Origin of the sequence: Delftia sp. CH05, from assembly GCF_009827015.1 — a bacterium.
GTDB lineage: Bacteria > Pseudomonadota > Gammaproteobacteria > Burkholderiales > Burkholderiaceae_C > Comamonas > Comamonas tsuruhatensis.
Map to the genome: position 1 here is coordinate 330,342 of NZ_WUMG01000002.1, position 8,831 is coordinate 339,172.

The 8,831-nt window shown below is 44.3% G+C and carries 9 protein-coding genes; all 9 read right to left on the reverse strand.

The genetic code is table 11. The annotated features are described in order from the left end of the window. Positions 1 to 2: 2 nt before the first annotated feature. Complete coding sequence (locus GRX31_RS03355) at positions 3 to 917, reverse strand: GDP-mannose 4,6-dehydratase (protein WP_160851458.1); 915 nt, start codon at positions 915 to 917, stop codon at positions 3 to 5. 19 nt (positions 918 to 936) lie between these two features. Further along, entirely contained in the window at positions 937 to 1,971 is a 1,035-nt protein-coding gene (gene gmd / locus GRX31_RS03360) for a GDP-mannose 4,6-dehydratase (protein WP_160851525.1), read from the reverse strand. A gap of 116 nt (positions 1,972 to 2,087) precedes the next feature. Further along, positions 2,088 to 3,233: a dTDP-4-amino-4,6-dideoxygalactose transaminase gene (gene rffA, locus GRX31_RS03365; RefSeq protein WP_160851460.1), complete on the reverse strand. Its 1,146-nt coding sequence runs from the start codon at positions 3,231 to 3,233 to the stop codon at positions 2,088 to 2,090. Further along, complete coding sequence (locus GRX31_RS03370) at positions 3,230 to 3,847, reverse strand: class I SAM-dependent methyltransferase (RefSeq protein WP_160851462.1); 618 nt, start codon at positions 3,845 to 3,847, stop codon at positions 3,230 to 3,232. The genes rffA and GRX31_RS03370 overlap by 4 nt, the downstream gene beginning before the upstream one ends. A 2-nt stretch (positions 3,848 to 3,849) precedes the next feature. Beyond that, positions 3,850 to 4,155, reverse strand: a complete 306-nt coding sequence (locus GRX31_RS03375) for an EamA family transporter (protein ID WP_160851464.1) — start codon at positions 4,153 to 4,155, stop codon at positions 3,850 to 3,852. 94 nt (positions 4,156 to 4,249) lie between these two features. Continuing rightward, complete coding sequence (locus GRX31_RS03380) at positions 4,250 to 4,963, reverse strand: WbqC family protein (RefSeq protein WP_202396460.1); 714 nt, start codon at positions 4,961 to 4,963, stop codon at positions 4,250 to 4,252. Further along, on the reverse strand, positions 4,960 to 5,640 hold the full coding sequence (purN, locus tag GRX31_RS03385; RefSeq protein WP_160851466.1) for a phosphoribosylglycinamide formyltransferase: 681 nt from the start codon (positions 5,638 to 5,640) through the stop codon (positions 4,960 to 4,962). The genes GRX31_RS03380 and purN overlap by 4 nt, the downstream gene beginning before the upstream one ends. After that, positions 5,633 to 6,571 carry a glycosyltransferase family 2 protein gene (locus tag GRX31_RS03390; RefSeq protein WP_272918439.1) on the reverse strand — a complete coding sequence of 313 codons (939 nt, stop codon included), beginning with the start codon at positions 6,569 to 6,571 and terminating at the stop codon, positions 5,633 to 5,635. The genes purN and GRX31_RS03390 overlap by 8 nt, the downstream gene beginning before the upstream one ends. 117 nt (positions 6,572 to 6,688) lie before the next feature. Beyond that, positions 6,689 to 8,821: a YfhO family protein gene (locus GRX31_RS03395; protein WP_160851470.1), complete on the reverse strand. Its 2,133-nt coding sequence runs from the start codon at positions 8,819 to 8,821 to the stop codon at positions 6,689 to 6,691. Between the last annotated feature and the right edge of the window lie 10 nt (positions 8,822 to 8,831).

Here is an 8,831-nt window from a genome sequence, read left to right on the forward strand (position 1 = left end):
CCTCACAAACCGTCATGAAGCATCCAGTGCAGCGTTTCATCCCAAGGTGTCAGGGGCTTGTCGCCGATCAAGGCCTCAAGTCTTGATGTGTCTGCACACAAGGTCTTGACCTCGTTCGCCCTTACAAAGGCTGGATTAACCTGGACTTGCATCTCGTGCCCCGTCAGTCGAACACATTTTTCCAGCACCTCTTGTAGAGAATTGAGTTGTTGCGAACCCACATTGACCACGGTGCCGGTCACCCGTCTGTCGGCCAGCAAACGATAGGCGCGCACCACATCGCGCACATCGGAAAAATCGCGCCAGACCTGCAGGTTGCCCAGCTCGATCTGGGATGACTTGCGACGGAAATGATCCACGATCTTGGGGATAAGGAAATCCCTGGATTGCCCAACACCGGTGTAGTTGAACGGCCTTGTTATCACAATGGGCAATTTATCCATCCACAGCCGCGCCATCATCTCCATCGCCGACTTGCTTACTGCATAGTCATTGGCCGGATTCAGGGGCGTTGCCTCACTCAGCTTTCCTTCTGCTGTATTGCCGTAGACGTTGGCACTGCTGGCGAGCAATACGCTCTCCGGCACTTGCTTCAGGCTCGCAAGCGCCTGAAGCAGGTTGCGGGATCCACCCACATTGACGCGGTAAAAGTCCACTGGCGAACCATGGCCCACGAAGGCGATGGCCGCCAAGTGAAAAACAGCGTGCGGTGCAATTTCCTGCACAGCTGATTGCAACTGAGCATAGTCTTCAAGATCGGCAACTCGATAATTGGCAAGGCCTTGCTGAGGAGCGTGCCCCACCCCCCAAACCTCCCAACCGTGTTGCTCAAGCTCTTGAACAAGATAACGTCCAGTGAAGCCGGCAGCTCCGGTCACCAGGGCTCGCTTGTTTGCACCGCTTTGCTGTTGATTCATAAATTACCGGTCCGATCTATCAGAAAGAAAATCCGGCTTGATTGCGGCGCAAATCAGCATCAACCATCATCTGGCACAACTCTTCAAGAGTTGTGGTTGGCGCCCAGCCCAATTTTTCCTTGGCCCTGGCAGGATCACCAATCAAAAGCTCCACTTCCGCGGGACGATAGAACTTAGGATTGACACGCATCACCGTCTTTCCCGTTGCCACGTCCACGGCCGTTTCATTCTCGGTCTCTCCCTTGAAATCCACGGTAATTCCAGCACCCTTGAAAGCCATACTGACGAAATCGCGCACAGTCTCGGTACGATTTGTAGCGAGAACAAAGGTGTCGGGTTCATCGGCCTGAAGCATGCGCCACATGCCCTCCACATACTCCTTGGCGAATCCCCAATCGCGCTTGGCATCCAGGTTGCCCAGCTCCAGAACATCCAGCTTGCCCAACTTGATCTTGGCCACGGAATCGGTGATCTTGCGGGTGACGAACTCGCGACCGCGCAGAGGGCTCTCATGGTTGAACAAAATACCACTGGAGCCGAAGATACCGTAGCTCTCACGGTAATTCACCGTCATCCAGTGCGCATACAGCTTGGCTACGCCATAGGGGCTGCGCGGATAGAATGGGGTGGACTCCACCTGGGGAATCGCCTGCACTTTGCCGAACATCTCCGATGTACTGGCTTGATAGAAGCGAATCTTTGGGTTAACGATGCGTATCGCCTCAAGCAGATTAACCGCGCCAAGTCCGGTAATTTCCGCCGTCGTGACTGGCTGCTCGAACGAAACCCCCACAAAGCTCTGTGCCGCCAGATTGTAGACTTCAGTAGCTTCTGACTTTTGCAAAAGCCTGATGCTGGACGACAGGTCTGTCAGATCGTACTCGACTAGATGCAGATTGGGGTGATCCTTTATACCCAATTCTTCAATGCGCCAGAAATTGACCGAACTCGTACGCCGATAAGTTCCATAAACCTTATAACCCTTCTCCAGCAACAATTGCGCAAGATAAGCGCCATCTTGGCCGGTTATTCCGGTGACAATTCCAATCCGCATGTAAACCTCTCTTACTTTTATAAAGACAATACTCATACTTGAGTATTCAAAGCATCGAAAATCAATTAGGCCGATTTCAATACTTCATGAATCACAAGCACGCAGGCGTTTATTCTTCAACGATCATCGCCAAGATGCGACAATGCGTCTGAAACCTTGGCAATGACCACGTCAACATCTGAATCCAGGCCAACCCAAAGCGGCAATCTTACCAGTCTCTCGGAGTATTGATCTGTGATGCCCATGACTCCATGGTATCGACTGAATTTTTGAGCCGCCGGGGCCGAATGCAGCGGAACATAGTGGAACACGGAGCCAACGCCCTGCGATTTCAAATAATCTATAAAAACAGTTCTTTTCTTTAAATTTGGCAGCAAAATATAATACATATGCGCATTATGATCACACCTCTCCGGGACAACCGGACGCCGCAGTTTCTCTTGAACCTCAAATTTCTCGAAGGCAGAGTTGTAGCTATTCCACAGCGCTATTCTTCGACTGTTTATATCATCAACAGCCTCCATTTGAGCCCACAGGAATGCAGCAATCAGCTCTCCCGGCAAGAAACTTGATCCGAGATCACACCAGGTGTATTTATCGACCTGCCCACGGAAAAATTGGCTCCGATTGGTGCCCTTTTCTCGAATAATTTCAGCACGCTGTACAAGCTCCGGGTCATTGATAAGCAATGCGCCACCTTCGCCAGAGATTATATTTTTTGTCTCATGAAAGCTGAGACATCCCATGTGCCCTATGGAGCCAAGCGGGCGCCCCTTATACTTTGACATTATCCCTTGGGCGGCATCTTCAATCACGATCAAATCGTGACGTTTTGCAATATCCATGATCACATCCATCTCGCACGCAACACCAGCGTAATGAACAGGGATGATGGCTTTGGTTCGAGGCGTAATAGCCGCCTCGATCAATTTTTCATCAATATTTAAAGTATCCGGCCTAATATCAATAAAGACAGGAACAGCACCTCTAAGCACAAAAGCGTTCGCCGTGGAAACAAATGTGTAGGATGGCATGATCACTTCATCGCCCGGACCCAGGTTTGCGAGCAAGGCAGCCATCTCGAGCGCGGCAGTACATGAATGGGTCAGAAGTGCTTTCTCACAGCCAATACGAGCTTCCAGCCAACGCGAGCAGGATTTTGTAAAAAACCCGTCTCCTGCCAAATGACCATTCGAGTGGGCTTGAGCAATGTACCAAAGCTCTTTTCCCGTCATGTAGGGCTTGTTAAAAGGTATTGTCATTTTTCGCACTCCATAAACCAATGGGTATAAGGAATCCAGGCCCTATGCTTCAGAACACCCTTCACAGACGAAAAATGCTCACTTGCTATTGCATTATAGCCGGTGGAATTTCTCACATTCTGTCCACGATCTCTGGATATGAGGTATCGCGCAATTGGGTTCTGCCCCGAGGCATAGCAGGGATCAAAAGTGACCACATACCCACCTGGAGCTAGCGCATCTTTTGCCAGATGCAAAAGAGATCTGGCCTCATCATCACTCAAGTGATGCAAGACACCAAGAGCCAAAACTCTATCGAATTTCGGATAGTCCTTCAGCATGGAGACATCAAGAATTCCACAATGAAATTTGCCGCGATTCCCGTATCTACTCTTTGCAGATTCAATATATTCAGGGCTGATATCAAATCCGAAATATTCGACATCCTCGGGCAAATATTCCAATATTTCAGCAGTACCGCATCCTATATCCAAAATCCGACAGCCAGCAAAAGACTTGATGAACTCATTCACCAACTCCCTACGAACTGTTTTCGCCCCCATGATGTTCTGAAGAGCATCATAGATCAAAGGAGATGTCAATACAGACCTGATTCCGCTAGTTATCTGACTCATCTCTATCCCTTGGCTAGAACAATTATTCCAAGTATCACAAGTGCACTACCGATGACTTTTTCCATGCTGACAGACTCATTGAAAATCAGGAACCCTGCCATCAATACAAAAATATAATTCAAACTGACAAATGGGTAGGCATAGCTAATCTCAAATTTGGTCATAGCCAGCATCCAGGAAATACCCGCAAAGAATGTAGCAATGATCCCTGACAAAACCCAAGGATTGATCAATAAATGAGCTACATATGCAATTTTTCCGGACATGTCAACAGGCAGCGGACCTGCAGAAGCCACCTGCCAGCGCATGACGAGTTGGCTATATACCGTAAAAAAAATTGTCGATAATATAAAGAAGTGATCAAGTATACGATTCAAAGCAGCACCTCATATGCTAGGAAATTCAAGGCATATGTGACGCGTCATTTCGCCACCCCCAAATAAACCAAGGAGCCTTGGGGCCAACGTTGAACAAAAGATCAAAAATGCTTACCCCGTGCTCAAACTGAAGATATTTCTGAGGATAGGCTGGATAGCCGGAATAATCCTTCCACACCAATTCGATCTTCTCCGCCTCAAACCCAGCAGCATCAATATAATTCTTTGCCGCCGGCCCTGATATATAAGTGCTAGCACCGACTTGCCGCAAAATCTCAAGCAAGCGTTCTTGCTTTTTCCCCGGTGCATCCAGTTCTCTAGAATCTCTAAAAGTCGTATTGATTCCCAAGAATCTATTCGACACAGATTTTATGATAAATTGGTTCAAATCAGAAAGATTTTTCCAGTGAATATCAATATATATCTCTTTCAAAAAAGGCTGATACATTTCAAAAAATGGAGATTTTCCATAGTTTGCAACCAGTGTCTTGTAATGCTTAATCTGCCAAGAATTATCTTTTATCTCAACATCACAAACCAACCTGTCTCCACTTGAACCTACGGGCACGGACAACCAATGCAGCCCCTGGGCCGTTTTAACTATATTTCTATTCCGCCAATCATTTTTAGTAAACTGAACATCATCATAGAAAATAAATTCATCTGCGTCATTAATCAAATCAAAATATCCCTTCCACGGAATATAATTCGACTGCAGAACAACCACTGTCTTCATCATTTCAGCAGATTCCAGAAATATTCTTGAGACAAATCATCTGGCAATGATATAGATGGATTAACCAGAACCATCCGATCTTTCAAACTACAAATCCTGCCACTCCAAACAATACAAGCAGGATCGTCCCACGATGCTAGCGCAGTCAACAACAGCACGCAGCCAGCACGGAACTCAATATCCATCACCAGTTCTACAATATCTTCTGGCGCCAACGAAAATGCTGCTTGTGCTTTTGGACGTCCCGCATCCACCTCGTTGGTTACCTCATGTACAGTGGCTCCGCCAATACATGATCCATATTTAATTGCAGATCTTACTGGCTCTGTGCCAATACTCCCAGCAAATGAGGGAAGCAAGGAGTAGTGAAGATTAATCATCTTCCCGCTGAACTCTTGAACAAAATCAGCACTAAGTATTTTATGAACTGTTGTGATAATTACATCAGGCTGGCAAAGTCTGATCTGCTCAATAAGTGTACGTTGCTTATCCGCATTAAAATCAATGCATTGATTGCGAAGCCCGTTGTTTTCGGCAAAATCAATTGCTAGGCAGGGCCTATCAGAAATCACCTCAACAATCTCAAATTCTGGCAACCAGTTTCTCTTAATGGCTTCGTGCACAAAGCGCAGATTCCCGCCTCCACCAGAACATAAAAAGAGGATTTTTTTCTTATTCATTGCTATTTTCCTCGTAATTAATTGACTGCCTCACCAAGTACAAAGGCTTGCGGGAGGATTTATAGTTCATTCTACCCACATACTCACCCAGTATACCTAGGATGAGTAGTTGTATTCCGCCGAACAAAACGATTGCAGCCATCAAAGATGCATAGCCTGCAGCAGTGATAACTCCCAAAAATTTGCCAAAAATAATTCCACTCAGCCACAAAAAGCCTATTGCGGAAAAAACGAATCCCGCCCACGTTGCAAGCTTTAGTGGCAAATCTGAAAATGTCACAAAAATATTTATCGTATGGGATAAAAGTTTTCTAAAGGTATAGTTGCTCGTACCATCCTTACGATTTCCATGCGGGACCTCGACAGTCGCATATCGGTTAGTTAGCCATGATAAATATCCATCAACGAATGGAAATGGGGTATCAAATTTGGCAAGCCCACGAGCAATATCACCTCGAATCAGCCGAAAACTTGTATAGGCTTCGTTCAAGGATGGAATGGCTTTATGGAAAAGCCATCGAGCCAGCTCGGAAGTGACATTGCGCCAAGCCTTGTGGGTACGTTCAGGGTAAACACCATAAACAAGGTCAAATCCCTCAAGCCCCTTTTCATACAGCAATTCCACGCTTTCTGGGAACTGTTCCAAATCGTCATCTAGCGTCACAACCCATTCCCCAGTTGTGAGGCTAATGCCACAGATGGTTGCAGCATGTTGCCCAAAGTTTTTACTAAGTTGAATACCTTTGACCCTGTTGTCCTGTTCAGAAATATCAACTATTTTTGACCAGGATTCGTCACCGCCACAATCCTCAACCATGAGGATTTCAAAGTCACTCGTAATTCTTTCCAATGAAATTCTCAGCCGCTCATAGAGCTCTTGCAAGCTCTTTTCTGACCTGTAAACTGGAATAACAACTGATATTTTCGACATGTAATTCACTAACCTAACAGATCATTAAAATTGCATCACCTGAATCGACGTGTGCAAACTCTGTTTAACCAAGGCCAGAGCTATAGCTAAATGCTAAAAACCCAGCCTAATATAAATCTACTGCACTTTAACATCCCCAACTTGACACCCTAGGTCTCTGATATCTGGAGGAGCCTTGAAAACATGATCTACATGCATTTCCAAGACGGCGAAGTCACTAGCACGACCAATGCTGACTTGTACCTTCCTCCAATTATCCGCCATAGGGTTATCCAAAATTTTAGCTTTGCCAAACAGGAGATTTAGGCCAAGTTGATTTCCATGAGGGCAAATATATTCGAATTCAAAATACCCTTGATCCTTTTTTGGAATAGGTAAAACAACAAAGGCTCTAAGTCCATTTATCCATCTAAAAGGCTTCTGATTTGGATATGCTTCTCGACTGTGCCAACCAAATGCATACTTCAGCGTGTCAATCTTTAAGTTACCTGAATTTACTTTCTCGGTAATCCTACTGTGCCAAGCGCTGATATCAAAACCATCATCTTTTTTCAGCTCCACATCTTCCCGTATCTTATATATAACAACGCCCTGGTCATCGTTGGTTTTTTCCAAATATGGAGATGTGTCCAATGCGGAAATGACAATATCATCTACTGCAGGCTGAAAACTTGTATTGTGTGCAATGATATATTTATAGTCATTTTCTTTTATCCACTGCCATTGTTCACGACTCAGCACGCCATCATTCAAGGAAAAAATTCTCGCAACTTGTGCATCAACGGCCTTGGGATAAAAGCTGCTATGTCCGGAAAAAAGTCGAATATCATACTTCAACGCAAATGGCAAAAAAGTACTATTCAGATAGTGATCGCTTTGATACTGAAAAGGTAAAGTAATTACCTTAGAACGACTCCCTTTTATTGACTGATAGGCAGAGTTCTCAAATGTAAAGATATTTACACGAGGGCTTAGATAATAAAAATCCCAAACAATGACTAGACAAGCAACCGCTCCCAACATTGGGCTTAATTTTGGTATCCCTCTATTACTAAACCAAGATGTCATCTGGGCGATACAAAATCCTAATAGGATTGCATATATTACAGAGACCACTGACATGATCCGCCCCGGAGTTCTTGTTCCATTAAATCCGGGAAAATTCTCAAAAAACCAACGATAAATTGGTACTTGTAAAGCCTGGTCAAATTTTGGGCCAAATATCAGAAAGAAACCCAACAAAAACAAAAAAGAAAAAATAGAAATAAGCGCAGATCTCTCCAATTGCTTATTTATACGGAATATTGGCGAAACAAACCAGAACAGAACAAAAATAGCGGAGACGCCAAAATAAACATTTTTCTCATTTCCACTAAATCTATGAAACAGTCTAGAAATCTCTGGCGTATAAAAGAAAGTTTCATCAAATTTTTGCCCATTATCTAAAACTCCACTTTTCATAAATGACAAGATAAACAAGCCATAAATAATGGTGCACAGTAAACCCGGAAATATCCAAGATATTTTCTTAAATGAAGCGCCTCCATTTTTCAAGAAAATAGAAATCGTTCCGTATAGAAAATACGGCCATAAGATGAAGGCGGCCCAGTAAAACAACTGGAAGTTTGCAGTAATAAGGAAAAAAGAAATTAAACCAACAACAAAGAAACTTTTACCTGAATTATTAAGTCTGGCTCGTTCAAAGAAATATATCAAAAGTGGTAGCAGTATCGCATCTACCCCATACACCATTTGTCCATACAAGAAACTTGTACGAAATGGAATTAGTGCAAGAAAAGTTCCAGCAACAATAGCGGCCACACGATTTTTCGTTAGTATATTGACCATCAAATAGCCAGCTATACCCACCATTGGGTAGGACAATATAACGAGGATGTTATAAGCCAAGATCGGACCGAAGAAAAAAGTCAATCCACCCACAATCGCCGTAAAAGGAAAGAAAATCAAACCTTCGGTGAAATTATGAGAGGCATATTGATATCCGGTGTAGTAAGGAAAACGGCCTCTAAGCAAGTTTTCATAAAAGAGGGAGTACCGATAGAATTGCTCATGGTGATCTCCCGGAACCATGTAGGCTAAGCCAGAACCAACGCTCCCAGCAGAAATACCATCTGCCATGTGTTCTAAAAATAACCGACCAGAATACAAAGTACCAATCAGAAATAGAAATAGTATATAAATTATCAGCAAACAGCGATTACTATTTATCTTATCAAAATATTTCATCATTACCCTAAGA

What these genes read in the sequence shown, in the direction of transcription:
- gmd (WP_160851525.1), bottom strand. Translation starts at nt 1,971, where the DNA reads ATGCGGATTGGAATTGTCACCGGAATAACCGGCCAAGATGGCGCTTAT.
- purN (WP_160851466.1), bottom strand. Translation starts at nt 5,640, where the DNA reads ATGAATAAGAAAAAAATCCTCTTTTTATGTTCTGGTGGAGGCGGGAAT.
- GRX31_RS03380 (WP_202396460.1), bottom strand. Translation starts at nt 4,963, where the DNA reads ATGATGAAGACAGTGGTTGTTCTGCAGTCGAATTATATTCCGTGGAAG.
- GRX31_RS03370 (WP_160851462.1), bottom strand. Translation starts at nt 3,847, where the DNA reads ATGAGTCAGATAACTAGCGGAATCAGGTCTGTATTGACATCTCCTTTG.
- GRX31_RS03390 (WP_272918439.1), bottom strand. Translation starts at nt 6,571, where the DNA reads ATGTCGAAAATATCAGTTGTTATTCCAGTTTACAGGTCAGAAAAGAGC.
- GRX31_RS03395 (WP_160851470.1), bottom strand. Translation starts at nt 8,821, where the DNA reads ATGATGAAATATTTTGATAAGATAAATAGTAATCGCTGTTTGCTGATA.
- rffA (WP_160851460.1), bottom strand. Translation starts at nt 3,233, where the DNA reads ATGACAATACCTTTTAACAAGCCCTACATGACGGGAAAAGAGCTTTGG.
- GRX31_RS03375 (WP_160851464.1), bottom strand. Translation starts at nt 4,155, where the DNA reads ATGCGCTGGCAGGTGGCTTCTGCAGGTCCGCTGCCTGTTGACATGTCC.
- GRX31_RS03355 (WP_160851458.1), bottom strand. Translation starts at nt 917, where the DNA reads ATGAATCAACAGCAAAGCGGTGCAAACAAGCGAGCCCTGGTGACCGGA.